Here is a 19,176-nt window from a genome sequence, read left to right on the forward strand (position 1 = left end):
AAGGACTAGTCCATGAAATCCGCCGCGCCTGCTCTTGATCTGCAGCTTGACCGCACGTTGGCATTGCCGATGTACTTGCAAATCTGCCAACGCTTCAAGACCGCAATTGAACAGGGCAACCTGCGCGCCGGTGATCGGGTGCCGGCCGTGCGGGCGCTGGCGACCGAGCTGAATCTGGCGCGCGGCACGGTAGAAATGGCGTATCGCATCCTGACCGACGAAGGCTATCTGCAAGTCCGGGGCGCGGCCGGCACCGTGGTGTCGCCGGAGTTGCCGCCGCCGGCCTCGCTGCAGCCGGCCACCGTCTTGCCGGGGCCGGCGCGGGCCGTCAATGTCGACCACGATGGCAAACCACCGAAGCCGCTGCAAATGGGCTTGCCGGCACTCGATGCGTTCCCGCGCAAGGTGTGGAACCGGCTGGTGGCGCATCGCCTGCGCGGCAGCGAACCGGCGCGCCTGGCCTACCCCGACCCGGCCGGCTATGCCCGTTTGCGGGAGCGGATTGCGACGTATCTGGGGGTCTCGCGCGGCGTCAATTGCCGGCCGGAACAGGTATTCATCACGACTGGTCTGCGCAACACGCTGGAAATGACCCTGAGCAGTCTGGCCACGGCCGGCGACGGCTTCTGGTTTGAAGATCCGGGCTATATCTTTGCCCGCATGTTTCTGCAACATGCCGCGCTCGACATGGTGCCGGTGCCGGTCGATGAACATGGCCTGATGGTGGATGCCGGCAAGCAACTGCGCCCGCATGCCAGGTTCGCCATGGTCACGCCCTCGCACCAGAGTCCGCTTGGCGTGACGCTGTCGCTGGAACGCCGCATGGCATTGCTGGAGTGGGCCGGGCAGAACGGCAGCTGGATTATCGAAGACGACTACGACAGCGAATTCCGCTATCAGGGCCGGCCGCTGCCAGCCCTCAAAAGTCTGGACCGCAATGACCGCGTGATTTACAGCGGCACCTTCAGCAAATCGATGTTTCCCGGTTTGCGGCTGGCCTACGTGGTGGCGCCGGTGAGTGCAGTGGCCAGCTTTCAGGCGGCATCCAGCAACCTCAACGCCGGCTGCCCTTACCTGTTCCAGGCCGCGATTGCCGACTTTATCGCCGACGGTCATTTTTCCCGGCATCTGAAAAAAATGCGGCTGCTCTATGCCGAGCGCCGCGCTCTGACCTCACGCGTATTTCAGGAAGTGCTGGGCGACCGGATACGCTTCGATCTGCAACCGGGCGGTCTGCACATCCTGGCAAAACTGGCCGCGCACGAAGACGACGTCAGGCTGGCCGAACAGATACGCAGCGCCGGTCTGGCCATGCACCCGTTGTCGCGCTGGTATCTCAATGCCGCGCCGCAGCCCGGCTTGTTGCTCGGCTTTGCCAACGTGCCGGATGAAAAGGAAGCGACGCGGCTGGCGCTGAAAGTCAGGCAAGCCTTGGCATGACTTGCGTTTGCGCGTGGCAGTCTTGCTGCATCACGATGTCGGACAGAAATTTTTCCATCAGTGCCACCAGCGCCAGCGGCGTTTCATTCATCGGGTAGTGACCGGCATTGTGCATGACTTCCAGCGCGGCGTGCGGATAGCGGCGCAGATAGGTTGCGGTCATCAGTTCCGCCGTGAACGCCGGATCATGCTCCCCCACTACCACCAGCAACGGATGCGGGCCGCCGAGGTAGTCCTCGCAGTGGCTGTCGGCCCACGCCCGAAAATAGGCGGCAAACGCCGGGACCGCAGAACACGTGACGGAATACGCTGCTTTCCATGCAACCCATGACGACGGCAAGCGGTGGCCGGTGCTGCGGTCAATGATGGCTTTTCTGTGCTCGATTGACTCCGCGGCAGCTTCGAACAAGCTCCGCATGGCTGGCGCGAATGCGATACCGCCGCCCGGCACCGGCGCCAACGCCACCAACGCACGGACCCGCTCCGGCACCAGCGCGGCAATTTTTTCGATGGCGGTGCCGCCCATCGAATGTCCCACCAGACTGAAGCTGGCGAAGCCAAGGGCATCCGCGAGCGCAATCGTGTCGGCGGCAATCTCATCGATGGTGTAATTGCCGGCAGCATCCTGCATGCCGCCATAGCCGCGATAATCCATGAACACATAACTGAAATTGTCGGTCGTCAGCCAGGGTTCGATGGCGTCGAACGCATGGGCGTCACCGAACCAACCGTGCAAAACAATAACCGGATGCGGGCCGTGACCGACCCGGTGAAAAGAATTGTGCATAGCGTTTCCAAAACAGAATGAAGTGTTTACCGGTGGCATGGCCAGGCAGCAATCTTAATCCCGCCGCCCGCGCCCCGCCTTCGCTCCCGGGTCAAACACTGTAGAATTCGGGCCATGCGCAATACTCTGCTTGATCCCTATGAACACATCCCGCGCGATGTGGTGGTGACTGCCAACGACTATCCGGCTGGCTCGGTGTTCCCCAGCCATGCCCATCAACGCGGCCAATTCGCTTTTGCCGCGCGCGGTGCGATCAGCGTATGCACGCCGCACGTGCGCTGGCTGGTGCCACCGCAGCGCGCCTGTTGGATACCGGCCGGCATCGCGCATGAAATGACGATGATCGGCCCGGTCAGCATGCTCAACTCCTTTGTCGCGGTGGACGCCGCGCAAGCCGCCGGACTGCCGGCGGATTGCTGTGTCTGCGCGGTATCGCCGCTGTTGCAGCAGTTGTTCGAGGCCGCCATCGATGTCCCTGCCATGTACGAGGCCGACGGTCATGCCGGCAAGCTGATGAGCTTGTTGCTCGCCGAACTGGCGGCCATGCCGCAACTCTCCTTGCACGCCCCGTTGCCAACCGAACCGCGTCTTGCCGGTGTCTGCAATCGCTTGTTTGCCGCGCCGTCGGTCAAGACCGATCTGGATGCCGTGGCGGCCGGGGCCGGCATGAGCCGGCGCAGCTTTACCCGCCTGTTTCGAGAACAAACCGGAGTCAGCTTTGCCGCCTGGCGCTTGCAGGTATGCATGCTGGCGGCCATTGCCCGCCTGAGTGCGGGCGCCTCCGTGACACGGGTCGCGCTCGACCTTGGCTACGCCAGCCCGAGTGCCTTCACCGCCGCATTTCATCGGGTCTTGGGCGCAGCACCGGGCGCCTATCTGGAACGTCCTCACTGATATTGTTCACGCTGACCGCGTCAGGCACGGCCCGCCTCTGGCATCAGCGACTGAACAGCAAGCGCCCGCCAAGGCCGATCAACAGCAGCCCCATGCCGGCTTCAATGCTGGTCTTGGCGCGGGCATAGACCGCGCGGGCGGCGCGGTGCGAAAACAGCAGCGCCAGTCCGCAATACCAACTGGCCGAGATCAATGTCGCAAGCACGACGATGGCGGCGTAAAACCACAACGGCGCCGACAGCGGCACCATGACGGTGAAGATGCTGCCGTAGAAACCGACTGCTTTGGGATTGGTCATGCTGACCAGAAAGGCCTTGCGGGCGGCCCCGATTCCGCTGGCGCGGCGACCATCCGCCACCGGTAACGGCTGGCGTGCACCGATCAGCATCTTGCCTCCGATCCAGATCAGATATACGGCACCCGCCATCTGTACCGCAGCATGAATCCAGGGCAAGCGGGCCACGATCAAACCCAGCCCCGCCACCGCCAGCAACGCCCAACTGAACGAGGCCGCCGCCAGCCCGAGCGCGGCCAGCATGCCGGCACGGCGCGACACCGTCATGGCGGTGGACGTCACGATGGCGAAGTTGGGGCCGGGGCTGAGCACGCTCAGGAAAAGCACGCCGGCGATGATCAGGAGTTGGGCGGCGTGGTTCATGGTTTACGCGGTATTCAGGTCCATTTGATGGCGAATGAAAGACGATACCAGACACGCGCAATGACTGCCGGACACCGATAATCGGGTGCCAGGCTGATGACGCTTCAGGAATTCCACAGCAGCCACGGCAGCCACGGCAAACAGAAAATTGCCGTTCATTTGCATGCCAAGTCTGCCTCGGGACTGCCAGGAATGCGCTGCGGCCGGCGATTCGGCAGGTAGTCGCACATCTTTTGCTGTTGTTCCACCGTGCCCGCCGCCAGTGCCAATTGACCGCCGTTCGTCTCATCCCAGACCAGCGTCGATGCCACCATGCGGCCCAGCTCCCGATAGGCCCAGAACAGATAGCTGCTCGAATTGTAGGTTGAGCCGGCGGTACTCAAATGCGGGAATATCATGTAGCCGTCTTTTTTATTGATGGTTTGCGTGTTGTGGCCGTAATAAACCGTCAGCAGGCAATTGACCGGATGCTCCTTTGACTGGCAATCCTGGGCATTGAACGCGCGCCGGAATGCCTGCTGATTCCAGCCCAGCTTGATCAGCCAGATCCGCGTCGGCGGCACCTTTTTGCCATCAACCTCGGGCCAGGTCACGGTGCCGGTCACCACCGGATTCAGCCAGGCCGACGTGTTGTACGCTTTTTTGCCCAGTTTGCTGTCCGGCTCCCAGCTTTCGCACAGTTGCTCGAAATTGCCGAGCTTGTCAAAGGACAAGCGGAGACCATCTTGTGACAGCGCTTGTTTGGCCCAGCACAAGTCATCCATCATGCCCTCCATATCTTGTGCCTCATCGACCACAATGATGTCAGGAATGCCGCGCTTGATCAGGCTGTAGAGGCCCAGATTTTCCGATCCGCCGCCATCACTCAAATGCAATTCGGCTGGCACGGGGCCGAAGCGGTTTTCAATATCGATTCCCCAGGTCAGCGCTTTATGCAAATTGAAGAACCAGCTGGCCGGGCCATTCCAGCCCTGGCGATCAGCAAACGCGGCGGATGCCAGCGTGCCGGTACCGAGGTCCGGTATCCCGGCCGCCTGCGGCGATTCATTTCGATAACCCAAGGCGCGGGAGCCGTGACTCAATGGCGTCATTTCATAAATGTGATCCGGATTGGGTACCCGTTTTTTTTGTCCCTGGGTTGCGTTCAGTACCCACAGCGGCAAGGTCGGGTCTGCCTTATAAGTGTCGGCAAGCGTTTTCCAGCCGGCTGCATCCGGATTGACATGCATGTCGCCCTGACCAAGTTCGCCCTTGCCATTGGTATAGGTCCACCTGGTGAGTTTATCCTGGCGGATCGTCAGCGGCGCAGTATCGAATTGTCGCGGTGCCGGGCTAAGTCCCCAGACCCGTTCAATTCCGTAGTGATATTCCCGGGGCAACAGCGATTTGACCGGAATGATTTTAAGGAAAGCTTCAATCGTCAGTGCCGGTAATTCACTGACGGTCCAGGCGATTGGCGCATGTTGCCGGTTACCGTCGACATATCCCGGATAATGTCTGAACACATCCGGCCAGCGCGCCAGATGCGCCTGCCAGCGATAAGGATCACCCGGTTCCCAGTGCAGCGAGTTGGTGCACGGCGCCATGATCTGAGGCTGTGCCTGCGCCGCCTTGTTCATCAAGATGCGCAACGTCTGGTCGGTAACGTCATTGGTCGGCTTGCTGCCCTCCACCCACCAGGTCGGAAGGCAATCCTTGAAGATTTCTGCAGGGCCAAATCCCAGGCGCCGCGCCTCCAGTTGTTTGGAGAAATACCAATACGCAGCATAGCTTCCGCCCGATACGCTGGAAATGGCATCGACATGTTCCAGCACGCGGCTATCGTTCAGACCCTGCAACACACCATGTGCAAACAGCGCCGCCCGGGTACCGCCACCGGCCAATGCAATGCCGAGTTTCGGCTGTGGCCGGTTGGCACGCTCGATTGCATAATCCGACTTAATGCTGTCCGGGTTCGTCTGCTGCAAGTAATGTCGTTTTACAAAAACCGGAGGCGCCGGATCCGTCGTGTCAATCGTGGTCTGCGCCCAAACGTTGAAGGAACTGCATAGCGTCAGGAGCAGTATCGGCGATGTGAAATAACCCAAGGAATGCATGGTGTCTCCCGTTTTTTATTGTTGATGCACTACGTTCCCTGCAGGCCGGCACACAGGCTGCTCGTCTGCAAGATGCAAATATTTCAAATTATCGTTACGACAAGAAATGCCAGATTTACATGACCGGGCTGCGTCTGATGCGGCAAGGTCTTGGTGATGAATGCAATGCGTTCTGTTTATTTTTGTGCTGCCATCAACATTGCGCTGACTTGCGCAACCGAATTGATTCTATGCGGGATGTCGGAAACAAGGCAAGTGATCAATCATCCACAACCACCTCAAATTTTTTATGTTGCAGGATTGATTTTCGTATCACTTTCCTTCATCCTGCCGGCTCCGTCATCCTCAGAAAAAATACATGTCTCGTCCGCCACTGCTTCAGTGCATTGCGCCATCCTTGCTGCTGGCACTCGTGACCGGCTGCGCAGGGCCGGTCAACTATAAGGAACCGCCGGTGGCGACAGTGACGGTCGACAACGCGCAAGCGCGCATCGTCATGCGCTCGGCCGGCATGCCGATGTCGGTCGGCTACGCCATCAGCACCGCACCCGAGGCCTGCGACAATTTCACGCCGGCCGGACGAGTTTTCCACAGCGGCCGGGAAGTCCTGTTGCCATGGATCGCCACGATGACGGAGAAAAGCCGCAAAGCGCTCTTGAACGATAAACCGCAAGTCGAGCAAGTGGTAGCCGCCGGCCAGACGGTGCAGATCAAGGGCTATTCGGCATGGTCCGGCAGCGCGCAACAAATGACGACCTCTGGCGCATGCGGTCCGCTGACCTCGCAATTCACGCCTGCGGGCGGCAAGACCTATCTGGTCGAGTTCCGCTTTGCCGGCACCAGCGAGTGCGCCCAGAACGTCTATGAAATCGGCACCGCAGAACAACGCCTGCCGGTGCCGGTGACGCCATTGTTGTGTCGCAAGTGATTTGTGTATGCCGCTGAAAACGACATGCCCAACAATCTCTCGCTTATCACATCAGCGCATGACGCGAGCCAGACAGGGTATCCAGAATTTCCACGGCAACCGCCTCCGCAGGCCGCCCGTCACTGAGAAATCGTCGTGATTGCAGTTGCATGAAGAACGGAAAACGTTTTCTTATTTTCTGTTCTTCCCGCGCCCGATCCGGCATCAGATACGCCCGCTGCAACTGCCGTTCCACGATTCGCGCCACACATTGCTCCAATGCGAACGACGGCAATAAAAGCGCGGTCAACGCATCGGTTTCAATGGTTTTTCGCAAGGCCAGATAACGGTCGCCGAGTTCATCCGGGTAAAGCATGAAGCCGGAAGACAAGGCGCACACTGCAAATGCCGGCACGCTGGTCATGCGTTGTTCGTACAGCGCCACGTTGGCTCTGGCGTATGCGATATAGCCGTGGTCACGGATGAATTGACCGATGCTGCCGAAGGCAGACAAGAAATGACTGTCGAGATCAATCAAATCCCAGCCGCGCAATTGCGCGATGCAATTGCCGACCGTGGATTTTCCGGCACCGCCGGGGCCGATCAGATGCAGAATGCGGTTCAGGATGACGGCTCCGGTTTAACTGGCGGCGGCCCCATTGCCAATGGCCATGTCTTCTTCAATCCACTGCACCACCGAAGTGTGACGCGGCTGCCAGTGCAGCTCCTTTCTGGCGCGGATGGCACGGGCGCGGCTGTTGGAACCGAGTGAATAGCGCGCACGATTGACACCCCAGATCGCGATTGCCTGTTCTTCGGTCAGGTGTTCGATGCCGGCAATGCCAAGCCGTTTGCTGATAGCCGCAGCGATCCCGGCGAATGCGGCTTCGCCATTCTCGGCGAAATAGAAGGCACCGGCCGGGGCCTGTTCCAGCGCCAGTTGATACAGCGTGCAGACATCATCGATATGCACCGTCGACCAGCGATTGAGTCCGGCGCCGACAATCTGCACCACACCACTGGCCCGTGCCTGATCGGCGAGCGCCGGAATTTGTACGCTGTCGGCATGCAATCCTTTGCCGGTGCCGTAAATCAGCGTGTTGCAAATGACAATGCCGCGTACGCCTTGCGCCGCCAATATGCGGCGATCCAGTTCATAGCGGGCGCGCTTGCCCTCGTCAACTACCAGCGGTGTTTCTTCATCATAGATCTGTTCATTCAAGCTGTTGCCGGCCGCCGCATCACCGATCTGGCTGGAGCCGCTGGTATGCAGCAAGGGCTTGCCGCTGCCCCGCAATCCCGTCAGCAAGGATTCAATCGCTTCACGATGATCGCTGCTGGCGCAATTGATGACGGCATCTGCCGCCTGCGCTTCTTGCATCAGCAAGGCGCTGTCATCGAGATTGCCATGCACCGGTTCGATGCCAAGTTCGCGCAGACGCTGCGCTTTGCTCATGTCGCGCACCAGACCACGGATGCGGTGGCCGGCCTGCAGCAGATGGAGGGCGACAGCGCCGCCAACATAACCGGTGGCGCCGGTGATAAATATGTTCATGCATTTCCTCGCGAAGCGGTCAGCCTGCAGGCATCTGCAAGCCACGGAAACCCCACTCTATCAGGAAATCATCACGGCCAAATTGGCGATGTCATCGTCCCGACATCAAATACAGGCAAACTGTGTTTTTACGATGAGAGTGCTACAGTCGCGCCATGAAAAAAAACCTTCCCTTGCGTCCGCTGACTCCCGTGCTGACGTTGTTCGCCGCATTGCTGGCGCTGAGCATGCTGCCCGGCACGCAAGCCGACGCCCAGAATCTGGCGACGGCAGAAAACCTGACCGCGCCGGCCGAGACGGCCGACTCCTGCGTGGAAGTCGAAGTCAATGGCGTGCGCACACCATCCTATGCCTGCCTGACGCAAAAACTGCGCGCGGCAAAACCGGGCCAAAATCCGAATACGCCGCCGGGCCTGGCCTCGGAACAAATCCTCAACCGCCCCGGCAACCAACTGGGCCTGTTCAACCGCGCCGCCACCAGCAACCGCATGGGCAATACCTTCGGCACCTCGGTCTATCCGCAACGCCCGGCGCCGGCGCCGCCATCTTCACCATACATCACGCCGCAACGCTGACGATTCCCGGCGACCAATAAAAAACCGCTGCAGCTTTTGGCTGCAGCGGTTTTTTTACACCGGGACAGAATTGCTGTCCCGGCAACATCATCACAAACCCAGCAAGCGCTTCTCGCCATCGGTCAACTGACTGTTCTGACGCGCACCCGCGCCGCCCTGCCCCAGCACTTGCACCGGACTGTTCCAGTTGTAGGCGCCGGGTGCCAGTGGTGCGGCACCGGCCCCCTCACTGCCAAAACCCAATACCTTCACCGTGACAACCGACGGCAACGCCTGACGTGCTTCATTGCGGGCCCGCTGCACCGATTCCTGCGCTGCTGCCGACGCCGAACTGGCGGCAGCACTGGCATTGCTCAACGCGCCAACGTTGACCGCGACCATCGCCGGCATACCGCGGCTCTCACCCTTGACCTGGATGTTGGCCGCATTCACCACTTGCAGTGCCGCCAGATTGACGTTACCCGAGACCCGGATCCCGGCTTCACCGGCATCGATGGTACCGAGCGGTGCGATCAGGTCGATATCCCCGGCCGGCACTTCCGGAATCGGTGCCAATGTCGCAATACCGGCACCGGTGCTTGGCACATCCGACGACAGCGTGACATTGCCCCACTGGTCATACACCCGCTTCGGCGGCGTATACACCACCGTACTCTTGGAACCGCGCCCGGCATTGATGTCACCGGCGGCCGACCAGCCCAGTATCGAACCGCCGAAGGTGGTCATGACGCGACTTTGCCCAAGCAAAATGCTGTCCCTGGCATACAGTTGAATATTGCCCGCACCTTGCGTGATGACGCCGGGAATCACACCGTTGACGCTGACCGGCGTTGCTCCTTCCGTGCCGAACACCTGCTGACCGCCCGGCGTCAACAACTGGATATCGCCGCCGAACAGCGTATTGATACCCGCCGAGCCATACATGGTGAAATCGCCGCGATAACCGGTCGTGGCAGCAGCACCGAACAGGGTCGCAATCACATTGCGGCCACGCAGATAGCTACCGAAGCGGGTGCTGTTGGCATCATTGAACTCACGGCCCCCGGCTTGCAATTCGGCAAAATAGATCTGACGCCCAAAGACGCGCTGCTGCTCGGCCGGCAATGCCGAAAAATAGGCTTGCGCCTGTTCCACGCTGCCGGTAAAGCCGTAACGCTCACTGAGCCACGCCGCCATTTCCTTTTCATACGTTTTGGCCACTTTGCCCGCCTGCTCCGCCAGCGGTATTCCTGCCTGTGCCAGATTGGCCGGATTCAGATAGCGCGTGATCAGCCCGGCATAATCCGGGCCGCTGCTGCCGGCGCCTGCCAGTATGGCAATACTGGCGCCGGCCCGGCCATCGCCGCTCAGCACCGGGCCGAGACTGGTGACCGAGGCCTTGTCATCCATGCGGATGTTGCGGCCGGCACTGATTTCCAGCGTGCCGGGACCGGCTACGTTGAATGAACTCTGGAGAATGTCGCGCCCAGCCAAGACCAGCGATACATCACCCGGGTTATGGTGGACAAACAGATTGCCGCGGCTGCTGGCTGCTGCGCCGAACGGCGATGTCAGCGTCGCCACCAATTCCCTCGGCGCGGTCGTCGCTTGTCCGAGCGCCGTGCCTGAATTGACAATATCGCGTCCGGCCATCATCCATACCGGACCGGCCGCTTCATACCAGGTCTGGCCGGCCCGCTGGCCGGAGCTGAAACTGAGTATCTCTCCGCTACGCACACCCACGATATCGCCATTGATGGCATAAATGCGGGCAGGATCGCTGCTGACTCCCGAGCGTGAGGCAATCGTATCGGCACCGAATGCAAACAGGGAAAAACTATTGGTTGAGGCACCAATCGCATCGATGCCCAGATTGCTGACCCGTACCTCCGAGCGCGCATCTGATTTCATTCCCATGAATGCCGGTGTCAATGGTGTTGGTGTGACGTCGCGCCCGGCACCCGATTGGTTGACCGCATAACCACCGGCATAAATCGAATTTCCGGCCAACATTTCCAGGCTGCCATTGCTTCCTGGCGCCAGCAATATCGAGTAAGCAATGTCGCTCGCGCCGCGCTCTCCCAAGGCCGAATTACCGAGATAAATACTGCCATTGGCGGCTACCGTATGCAATTGCGACGGCAGCAGGAAGCGGCCATCCGTCTTCGAGAAATTACGCACCGTGTTCATGTCGGTCATTTGTACGCTTGGCGTCAGATTGCCACCGGCGGCGAACAGATTGATGGCGGTATTGTCGGTCCACAGCGAAAACCAGCCGTAACCGCCGCTGTCGTAGCGGGTGCCCTGATATTGATAAGCTGAAGTGTTGAGCTGATAGACGCGACCCGGATCGCCGCTTCCCGCCAGTACCAGATCGCCGCGCACCGACAGGTTGGCGGCAGCATCACCAAGCATCAGCACCATACCGCCAGTGGCGGTGCCAAGCGTGGCATTGAACGGATCAAAGGCGCGGCTTTCGCGGCTGTCGTTGTTACCGCTGCGGCTGCCGTAGTTCAGCGCAATGCCGCCCAGGCTGCCGGTCTGCAAATTCACGGTGCCACGCAAATTGCTCACTACTCCATTCAGACTCAGATCCTGAACGTCGTACCTGGCCGTTTCCGCCGATGCCACGTAGGGCACCGCCCGCGCACTGAGGCTCGGATTGAGACTACCGCCGACGCGGACATCCAGATCGCCGCCACCGGTCAGCAACAATTCGCCGCCAGCGACGACACGACCGGTACTGCCTACCGTCAGTAACAGCCCCTGGCTGCGCGGCGAAGTCGACGTGCTTGAGCCGCGCCGGCTCAGCATGCCGGCATCGGTGCCGGCATCCAGCGTCAGGTTGCCGCCGCCGAGGGTACCGAACCCCGTAAAACCGATCAGCATCGGCAGTTTGTCGATGATGTCCTTATCGGCATACCCCGAGTTGGTACTGCCGGCTTCTTTCACGTAGGTGCCAAAATTGATCCACCAGCTGGTCGGGATGTTATCCACACCCGCGGTAGTGCCGGTGCCTTGACGCCACAACCAGTTACCCACCTCACTGTTGGGCTTTTGCATGCGCGCATTTTGATCGGCCGGATCTCTCAACTGGCCGAAAATGTCGCCGGTCACGCTGCCGCCGGTGCGCAACAGCAGGTTGCCGCCGTGGTCGGGATACCAGGCTGCATACGCGCCACCGGCATTGACGATATTTTCGTACGCGGTGCCGCCACTGCCCAGTACCGTGACACCATCGCTGGAGCGGCTGCGGGCCTGGTTGAAGCCGCCAGCCTGCGCCCCCGCCAGCGAACTGGTGGATGTACCCGCGGTATATACCCCATATGGCGACTGCAATTGCAGATTGCCGGCCGCCACCAGATCGAGGTCGCCGGTGCCGGTGCGCAACACGCTGAAATGTGTCGTGATCGGCGACACTTTGTTGAGCTTGCCGATAATCACCTGATCCGGTGTACCCGGTATCGCCTTGCCGACGGGCGTGCACATGTCAGGATCACAATCCTTTTCATCCGCTGCCGCCACCGGCGTCCCTTCGATCCGGTTTTCACCATAGAGAAACGCAAACTCGCCCCAGACATAGTTGACCCGGATGCAGACGCCTTCGTCGCCGCAATTCACTTCATCGCCGGGTGCGACCAGCGTGCCCGGCACGAAGCCAAACAAGGCCGCCACCTCACCCCAGTACAACAGGCCGCCCGGGCGCGCCGGCGTGCCGGGGATAATCGTCTTGTCGTGCGTTTCATACAATGCGTAATGGGTGTCGGCCAGCGTCAGGTCACCCAGCAATACCGGCTTGATAGCGCGCGTGTCGGCGGCTTGCGTGTCGGCACCGGACACCAGCCGCAACGACCATGACAGCGAACCTTCGGCCAGCATCGGCGCCACTGCCCAGTTGCGGCCCTGAATACCGCCGGTGACGGTACGCAGCGGCACCGACAGCGCACCGTCCGGTAACTTGACGTTGGTTTCCGATGGAATCAGCGCACCAATCTTCAAGGCCAGCGGACCGGCCAGCCGGACACCATTCGGATCGTAGTAGTTATCAAAACTGGCGCGGCCCGGCAACGGCACGCCCGCCGGCCAGGTCAGCGCCGCCAGCGACGCGGCCTGCGGCAACAGCGTGCCGGCATCCAACCGCATGCCGGTGTTGAGTGTGACAGCCGCCCCCAGTATGGTGCCGGCGGCATACACCAGATTGCCGGCCTGATCGCGCACTGCCGCGCGCAATACCGTATTGGCCGGCAAGGTCAGCGCGGCCGTGAGTTCGGCCTGCACCGGCAATACGGTGCCGCCGGCCAGCGTAGTGGCTTGTATCGGCAACGCATAGTTGAGCGTTTTCCCATCCGGAAACAAGGTGCCATCGGCCAGCACGACACCCGGCCCCGGTACCACCACATCGCCGCCGTACGCCTGGCGACCGGGCGTCAGCACCCAGCCGTTATCGTCCGGGGTTGGCGGCGGCGGAGCAAAGCCGTCATTGATGCTGCCGTAAATATCCAGATTGCGACCGGCACGAATCACCAGATTGCCCGGTTCACCCGAACCGTACACACCGGTTTTTTGCGCGTGCGGATTGACCCCGGCATAGCGATAAGCGGAAAGATCAAGGTCGCCGCTGATCACCAGATCGCCCGCCGTCACGATTTCCACGCCGGGACGCAAATGAAAGGCATCCGCGTAGCGGGCATTGTTCAGGCCCGCGAGCTTGCCATTCATCAGTCCGGCATTGCCCAGCGCAGCAGTGATGAAGTCGGTGCTCTGCCCATGCTTTTGATTCAGATAGTTCTGGTCAATCACCTGATACGACCGACCGCCGGCCCCCAGATCAAGTACCGGCTTGCCATCCGGGCCCAGCACCACATTGCCGCTGGCATCCTTGACGACCGCGACCGGCGCGTCGTCATAGCGTTGCGTGGCATTGACCACAATCGATCTGGCGCCCTCGATGTTGATCTGGCCACCGGCATCAATCGCAATATCGCCCCGGATCGCAGCATCGCTGCCGGTACCCCGGACAGTATCGGTCGGCAAGCCATCGCTGCCGATGCGTGGCGCGTTGAGTTCCAGCGTGCCGCGCTGCTGGCCGTCGTGTTGCCCCGGACGATTGCCGGCGGCAACTTCGGTGCCGTGGCGCAAATCGATGCGCGCACCGCTGGCCAGTGTCAGCAAACCGTCGCCGGAATTGAGCTCGACCATGGCGCGATTGGGGCTATCGATGATCTTGCCGTAACTGTCGACCCGCAGTTTGGTGCCGTGCGTGTCGAGCACGGCAGTGCCGGCAATCGTCAAGCCATGTTTGCCGGCCAGCCGGATACTGCCGACCCGTTCGCCGCTGGCATCGATGGTGCCATTCACGGTCAGCGTGCCGTTGTCGATCGAAATATCCACTACCCCGGCCTTGATCTCATTGCCGATGATAAGATCGCCCTGCTTCAACTGAAAACTGCGCCCGCCAACCACCTGACCAGCGTTGAGACGCTGATTGAGTGCCGCGAAATCGCCTGTTGTTTGAGCGCGGATATCGACCGTGCCGGCGGTATAAGGCACCAGGCTGCCACCGGCATTGTAGTAACCACTGCTACTGCCAAGAATCTTTCCTTGCAAATCAATCAGGCCGGCGGCGGCATCAACTGCCACGGCCTTCAGATGGCCGGCCTGATTATGTTGCGCCGACAAATCGATCACCGAACCGCTCGCTTGCCGGATGTTTCCGGTATGGCTTTCCAGCGTCACGTCGCCGCCCCAGCTGTATTTGCTGACGTCGTTGAACATCAGCTTGCGGCCGGCCATGTCGATGCGCGCGGCATCGGTCAGCGTCAGATCCTGGCGTGCGCTGAGCGTCAATTTTCCGCTCGGCAGTACCACACGCGTATCCAGCACGATGCTGTTGCCGGCCAGGCTCAGTTCTGCGCCCAGAGCGTCGATGCCTGGCATTGGCGTGGTGGCCGACGCACCGCTGACATTGATGGCACCACCGGCAGTAATGCGATTGACCGAACCGGCGGCGCCGGTCAGCAATGGCGTCACGATGTTGAGGTTGCCGCCGCTGTAGGCAAAGCCCGTGACCGGATCGTAAGCGCCCTGGCTCTGGTAGACCGACAGGCTGCCTTTGTGGTTGGCGGTAATGCGTTCGCTGGCACGCAGGTTGACGTTGGCAAAACCGAGCGCCAGACGGTCTGCCGATTTGATCGTATCCGGCTGGGTATCAGGACCGTAGCCGAACTCGATGCGCTGCGCCTGAATTTCCAGCGTGCCGGTGCCGGTACCGGCACCGTTGGCCACTACCGCCCCCGGTGCGGTGGCGGCGCCGTTCCAGATCAGGTTGCCGGTCTGAATGCGGGCGACATCGCCGGCCGCGCCGTGACCGTAGATTGCCGGCGTGCTCAGCACCAGATTGGCAAGCAGCGACTTGCCGTTGGCATCGAGCGTGCTGAGCGTGGTATCGCCATAAAAATTGAATGACTCGGCCGCCGTCAGGGACAAGGTTTCCAATGCCGGTATGCCATTGCCGACATCACCGCGCAACAAGCGATTGAGCACATCCTGATTCAGCGTCAGACCGGAGGGCAGTATATTGTTTGCGGCCGCTGCGGCCAGCGTGGCATCGCTGCCGACATTGATGCCGCCTACCGCCAGCCCCAGGTGACGCGTGCCGTAACGCACCGAGTCACTGAGTGCAAAGGTATTCGTGGTGGCGAACACGATGCTGCCTTCCGAATACAAGGTGGTATTGCCGGCACAAACGCCGGTGCTGCACTGACCAACCAGGATCTGGCCGGGACCGGCTGGCGGCGTTGCGCCTGGCGTGGGCGCCAGCATTTGCAGCCGACCGTTGGAAACCGCCACCACACTGTGGTTTTCCGGCCGGTAAATGAAACCGTCGTCGGCATTGTAGACTGCCTTGCCGCGCCCCAGCGTGTTGATGGAGGCACCCGCTTCGATCTCGATACTACCGTTTGTCTTGCTGCTGACCAGCAATACTTCCGCTGCGGCCAGTGTCGCTCCCTGGCGCAGGAACACCGAATCGGCACCGTCCCAGTAATCAAACACCACATGATTGCCGCCCTGTCCATAGCGCACCCAGGGCAAGCTGCCGACTGTCAGACGCGAGGCACCCACGGCATTGAGATCATTGGCATACACCGAAATCATGTCACTCTTGCTGCCTGCGGCCACCCCCGGCGCCAGTATTTCGATATCGCCGCCCGCATATTTGACCAGTGCCAGCGTGCCGTTGAAGCCTCCGGCCGCAGCCTGAAACCGGGTCTGGCCATTGAAATTGAAATCGATGCCGTTGGCACCGCCCGAGCTCAACCGCAATACCAGTGTCTTGGCATCGGCTTCCAGCGCTGCGCGCGGCACGCCGACGCGCAGCGCATCGGCGCGCACGAAATCGGCATAGCTGGTTTCGTTATATTGCGAATAAGTGCGCAAGGTATTGGCGGACGTGACAATGAACTGGCGCGCCAGCACATCCTGAATTCCGGTGCCGGCTATCGATAGTTGACCGCTCATCGACCAGGAGCCGTTGCGCATCGCCTGCGCCGCAGTAAAACCGCCCGCCCCGGCGGCACCATTGAGTTCCACCCGGAACGCGCCGGGCAACAACGCATAGGTCGACGGCAACAAGGTATAGGTACCGGCGGCCAGGCCCGGCACGCCGGCGCCAATCGTAATCTGCTGGCCAAGTACCGGATCGCTGGCGCCGCCGGCAGGGGCTGCCACGCTTTGCGCGCCTGGCACGATGGCATACACCGGGTTGCTGCCGAGGCCGGGCATGATGAATCCGCCATTGCTGCCGATCTGCAGCAACGGGTTGTAACGCGCATCAACCGAACCGCCGCGACCGGAAACGAACGCGGCGCCCAGCAACTCGCCACCGCCGGACAAATCCAGCAAGGCACCGGCTTGCACATCCACCAACTTTCCCGCCAGTGTCACGCCGACCTTGAGGTTGCCATTCGAACTCATGCCGCCGACACCAAGCAACTCGACTGCCGTGCCGTCGTACAGCCAGCTCACGCCATCGACCGTGCCGCCATACGGCAAGCGCAAGCCTGCCGCGCTGACCGTGGTCACACTCCCCGGCAACAGATGTACCGCCGAGGTCGACTGCGTGCCACTGGTGCCCAGTGTGATACTGCCCATGGGCGCGCGCACCAGCCCGCCCTGTTCAATCACTGCCGCCGCCAGCGTCAGACTGCCAAATACTGAATAGGGTTGGGCCTGGTCGCTCTGCGTGGTACGTTCGATCACCAGTTTGCGCGACGCATCGTAATTGACGTTGCCGCCGATATAACCTGCCCGTACGATGGCGATGGCACCCGTCGTCGGGTAGATTTGCGCCGCTGCCAGAGACACATCCGCCGCACTGCTGAATACCGTAGATTGGCCATTGACCGTGCTTCCCAACAAGCGCAGGTCGCCCTGACTGCGCAGTGCAACCCGATCAAAAGCGCGGCGGTCAACGAGACTTGCCAGCCCGGGGGCGGTGGCGCTATCGCTGTGCACGCCAATGCTCAGGTTGTCGCGCAAGTCCAGCACAGCGCCGGCCTCGACCTGTAATTGCCCGGTCGCCATCTGGGTGGAAACACTGCTCAATGGCGTCGGCCGGATTTTACCGTCGGCACCGCCGATGGCGCCGACACCTGACAGCCGTACATAAGGCGCTGCCAACAGCACGCGGGTATCCGCCGCTGCGGCATTGCTCAAGGCCAGCGCGTTGGCATACAAATTGAGGCTCTGTCCCATGCGCAGCGACAGGTTGCCATCGACACTGATGACGCCATTGCTGAGCAACGACAGATTGTCGAAACCACCGGCAACGATCTGATCGGCACCAAGTTCGCCATGGCCATACAGCAAACTGCCGGCCACGTTCGCGGCATCGCTGCCGGCACTCAGCGCGCTGGCCGGCTTGCCCTGACTCAGTACCAGTTCGCGTCCGGCGCGCACTCTGGTCGCTGCGCCAGCCGGATAAAGAGGCGTTTCCAACGCAACGTTGAGCGTACCGCCCGCAGCACCGGCACCACCGGCATTGGCCTTGAACAGGCCATCCAGATACAAGCCATTATTCGATGCCAGCGAAATGCTGCCGCCACTGCTGGCGAGCCTGGTTGCACCCAGACCGGCGATGTCGAGCGTGGCCTGCGCGCCAGAGGCATCCAGCAACGCCCCCTCGCGCACCACCACAAACAGATTCGGCGCAGTCGCGATACCGGTGGCATGATTGATCTCGCCGCCGACCACAATGCTACCGCCATTGCGCACCTGTCCATAACGCGTGCCATTGAGCGCCACTGCCGTCACGGCGCGTGCCGCCACATCCAGCACCGCCTGTTCACCAATCCAGATCGAACGGCCATGCCCCGCCGCGTCCACTGCTTCTGCAACCGTCGGACTGACGCCGACAGCGCCCAGCGTGATCTTGCCGCCCCAGGCATTGAGCCGGCCATCGACCGTCAACTGGCCGATGCTGCTGATGCTGATGTTCTGCCCCGGATCGACATTGATCACTGCGCCCTTGCCCACCACGGCTTGCACCGTCGCCATATCGGCCGCGCTCGAGGTGAGAGTGCCGGCCTGCAAACTGAGGCTGGCACCCTTGCGCTGGGTCAGTACGCCCTTGACGGCATCTTCCAGATACACCGGGGGCGTCCACAGTTCCAGCCCGTCTTTGGCGTTGCTGCCGGTGATGGTGCTGGCGGCATCACCCCCGAAACGATATACCGGCATGCTGACACCGACTTGCGTGCCATCGCTGACAGTCACGCCCTTGCTGCCGGTGATTTGGTATTGGCTGAAACCCTTGTTGAAAAACGCACCGTCGAGCACCAACGTATCTGGCGTCGGATTAGCCGCACTGCCGATCACCACCTGATTGGCCAGTACATTCAAGGTTCCGCCGCCGTTGACGCCATAACCCTTGAGGTCGCCGGCCAGCACCAGTTTTCCGGCGGTATTGTTGATACTGGCTTCAAGCGATACGTTACCGCCCTTGCCACCGCTTTGCTTGCCATTGCTCAGTATCGCTGCGCCCGATGACACATCAACCGTGCTGCCGGTATTGAGCGTGATATTGCTACTGCTGCGCAATGACACCGCGCCGCCATTGAGGTACGGCATGTTGCTGGTATTGTCGGGATTGATGCGCAGGTTGCTCCACAAACCACTGGCATCGAGCGTGGCACCAGACGCAACATTGACACCCGTGCTCTTGCCGACAGCAGCAACTTGCGTCGTGTCTTCATAGCGCAGGTTACTACTGATTTGCTTCAGCACA

The 19,176-nt window shown here is 61.0% G+C and carries 10 protein-coding genes; 4 read left to right on the forward strand and 6 right to left on the reverse strand.

All coding sequences use genetic code 11. The annotated features are described in order from the left end of the window. Nucleotides 1–12: 12 nt before the first annotated feature. Complete coding sequence (gene pdxR / locus AKL27_RS24520; RefSeq protein ID WP_050465512.1) at nucleotides 13–1,440, forward strand: MocR-like pyridoxine biosynthesis transcription factor PdxR; 1,428 nt, start codon at nucleotides 13–15, stop codon at nucleotides 1,438–1,440. Here pdxR and AKL27_RS24525 read toward each other — a convergent pair. Continuing rightward, nucleotides 1,421–2,227 carry an alpha/beta fold hydrolase gene (locus tag AKL27_RS24525; protein ID WP_050465513.1) on the reverse strand — a complete coding sequence of 269 codons (807 nt, stop codon included), beginning with the start codon at nucleotides 2,225–2,227 and terminating at the stop codon, nucleotides 1,421–1,423. The two genes, pdxR and AKL27_RS24525, sit on opposite strands and share 20 nt — an antisense overlap. 114 nt (nucleotides 2,228–2,341) lie before the next feature. Here AKL27_RS24525 and AKL27_RS24530 point away from each other — a divergent pair, with 114 nt between their 5' ends. Further along, nucleotides 2,342–3,121 (forward strand): AraC family transcriptional regulator, encoded by a 780-nt coding sequence (locus AKL27_RS24530; protein WP_050465514.1) that lies wholly within the window; start codon nucleotides 2,342–2,344, stop codon nucleotides 3,119–3,121. Between the two features lie 43 nt (nucleotides 3,122–3,164). Here the strand turns inward: AKL27_RS24530 and AKL27_RS24535 are convergent, their stop codons facing one another. After that, entirely contained in the window at nucleotides 3,165–3,779 is a 615-nt protein-coding gene (locus tag AKL27_RS24535; RefSeq protein WP_050465515.1) for a LysE family translocator, read from the reverse strand. A gap of 155 nt (nucleotides 3,780–3,934) precedes the next feature. After that, nucleotides 3,935–5,746 (reverse strand): hypothetical protein, encoded by a 1,812-nt coding sequence (locus AKL27_RS28235; RefSeq protein ID WP_198156080.1) that lies wholly within the window; start codon nucleotides 5,744–5,746, stop codon nucleotides 3,935–3,937. A gap of 487 nt (nucleotides 5,747–6,233) precedes the next feature. Between AKL27_RS28235 and AKL27_RS24545 the strand changes: the two genes are divergently transcribed. After that, complete coding sequence (locus AKL27_RS24545; RefSeq protein ID WP_050465517.1) at nucleotides 6,234–6,803, forward strand: hypothetical protein; 570 nt, start codon at nucleotides 6,234–6,236, stop codon at nucleotides 6,801–6,803. Nucleotides 6,804–6,849: 46 nt separating this feature from the next. Here the strand turns inward: AKL27_RS24545 and AKL27_RS24550 are convergent, their stop codons facing one another. Together AKL27_RS24550 and AKL27_RS24555 are read right to left on the reverse strand one after the other, a co-directional pair. Continuing rightward, a complete protein-coding gene (locus AKL27_RS24550; RefSeq protein WP_050465518.1) occupies nucleotides 6,850–7,410 on the reverse strand; it encodes a shikimate kinase in 561 nt (186 codons plus the stop codon). A gap of 12 nt (nucleotides 7,411–7,422) precedes the next feature. Then, nucleotides 7,423–8,337 (reverse strand): NAD-dependent epimerase/dehydratase family protein, encoded by a 915-nt coding sequence (locus AKL27_RS24555; protein WP_050465519.1) that lies wholly within the window; start codon nucleotides 8,335–8,337, stop codon nucleotides 7,423–7,425. Nucleotides 8,338–8,492: 155 nt separating this feature from the next. Here AKL27_RS24555 and AKL27_RS24560 point away from each other — a divergent pair, with 155 nt between their 5' ends. Continuing rightward, a complete protein-coding gene (locus tag AKL27_RS24560; protein WP_198156081.1) occupies nucleotides 8,493–8,912 on the forward strand; it encodes a hypothetical protein in 420 nt (139 codons plus the stop codon). 90 nt (nucleotides 8,913–9,002) lie between these two features. Here AKL27_RS24560 and AKL27_RS24565 read toward each other — a convergent pair whose 3' ends face one another. Next, a complete protein-coding gene (locus AKL27_RS24565) occupies nucleotides 9,003–19,061 on the reverse strand; it encodes a filamentous haemagglutinin family protein (protein ID WP_232311093.1) in 10,059 nt (3,352 codons plus the stop codon). Nucleotides 19,062–19,176: the final 115 nt, after the last annotated feature.

This window comes from Herbaspirillum autotrophicum (genome assembly GCF_001189915.1).
In the GTDB taxonomy this organism is placed as follows: Bacteria; Pseudomonadota; Gammaproteobacteria; order Burkholderiales; family Burkholderiaceae_D; genus Herbaspirillum; species Herbaspirillum autotrophicum.

What these genes read in the sequence shown, in the direction of transcription:
- pdxR (WP_050465512.1), top strand. Translation starts at nt 13, where the DNA reads ATGAAATCCGCCGCGCCTGCTCTTGATCTGCAGCTTGACCGCACGTTG.
- AKL27_RS24525 (WP_050465513.1), bottom strand. Translation starts at nt 2,227, where the DNA reads ATGCACAATTCTTTTCACCGGGTCGGTCACGGCCCGCATCCGGTTATT.
- AKL27_RS24530 (WP_050465514.1), top strand. Translation starts at nt 2,342, where the DNA reads ATGCGCAATACTCTGCTTGATCCCTATGAACACATCCCGCGCGATGTG.
- AKL27_RS24535 (WP_050465515.1), bottom strand. Translation starts at nt 3,779, where the DNA reads ATGAACCACGCCGCCCAACTCCTGATCATCGCCGGCGTGCTTTTCCTG.
- AKL27_RS24545 (WP_050465517.1), top strand. Translation starts at nt 6,234, where the DNA reads ATGTCTCGTCCGCCACTGCTTCAGTGCATTGCGCCATCCTTGCTGCTG.
- AKL27_RS24555 (WP_050465519.1), bottom strand. Translation starts at nt 8,337, where the DNA reads ATGAACATATTTATCACCGGCGCCACCGGTTATGTTGGCGGCGCTGTC.
- AKL27_RS24560 (WP_198156081.1), top strand. Translation starts at nt 8,493, where the DNA reads ATGAAAAAAAACCTTCCCTTGCGTCCGCTGACTCCCGTGCTGACGTTG.